A 1,158-nucleotide genomic window follows, 5' to 3' on the forward strand; every position below is an offset into this window, starting at 1 on the left:
GCGGCCCACGGTGTCGCTGGTGCAGCACGAGGACATGCAGGTGGACCGCATCGAGCTGCTGCATGCGCCGCAGCACACCAAGCTGGCTATGCAAGTGCAGGCCGATGTGGCCAGCGTATCGCCCGAAACCGTGGTGCAGCTGGTGCCCATGGACATGGCCGACCCGTGGGACTTTGGCACGGTGTACGCCGGGCTGCACGCCTGGGCGCGGGCTTACCCGTTCGACCCTGAGCGAGAGCAGTACTGGGCGCACATCACCACCGGCACGCACGTGGCGCAGATCTGCCTGTTTTTGCTGGTGGAGGCGCGGGTGCTGCCGGGGGTGCTGCTGCAAACTGCGCCGCCCAAGCGGCAGGGCCGTGGCAACCCGGGCAGCTACACGCTGATCGACCTGGACCTGTCGCGCTACGACGTGCTGGCGCAGCGCTTTGGGCAGGAGACGCAGGACGCGGTGGCGTTCTTGAAGAGCGGCATTGCCACCCGCAACGCGGACTTCAACGCGGTGATTGACGAGATCGAGCGGGTGGCGGTGCGCTCCAAAGCGCCGATTTTGCTCACCGGGCCCACTGGCGCGGGCAAGTCGCACCTGGCGCGGCGCATGTTCGAGCTGAAAAAGGCGCGGCACCTGGTGCAGGGCCCGTTTGTGGAGGTGAACTGCGCCACGCTGCGCGGCGACACGGCGGCCAGCACCCTGTTTGGCCACAGCAAAGGCGCGTTTACCGGCGCGGCCAGCGAGCGCGCCGGGCTGCTGCGCACGGCCCACCAGGGGGTGCTGTTTCTGGACGAGATTGGCGAGCTGGGGCTGGAGGGCCAGGCCATGCTGCTCAAGGCGGGGGAGGAAAAGCGCTTCCACCCGCTGGGCAGCGACCGCGAGGTGGCCAGCGACTTCCAGCTCATCGTGGGCACCAACCGCGACCTGCGCCAGGAGGTGGCCGCCGGGCGCTTTCGCGACGACCTGTTTGCGCGCATCAACCTGTGGGCCTACACCCTGCCGGGGCTGGCCCAGCGGGTGGAAGATATCGAGCCCAACATCGAGCACCTGCTGGCCCGCAGCACCGCCGACACGGGGCGGGTGGTGCGCTTCAATGTGGAGGCGCGGGCGCGCTATTTGCGCTTTGCCCAGTCGGCCGAAGCGCAGTGGAGCGGCAACTTCCGCGA

1 protein-coding gene is annotated in these 1,158 nt (G+C 68.7%); it reads left to right on the forward strand.

What is annotated here, in order from left to right; translation table 11 throughout:
- On the forward strand, positions 1-1,158 hold a 1,158-nt coding region (locus AC097L_RS25470; RefSeq protein WP_479589489.1), incomplete at both ends, for an RNA repair transcriptional activator RtcR family protein.

Source organism: Rhodoferax sp. RT5P35 (assembly GCF_056521385.1).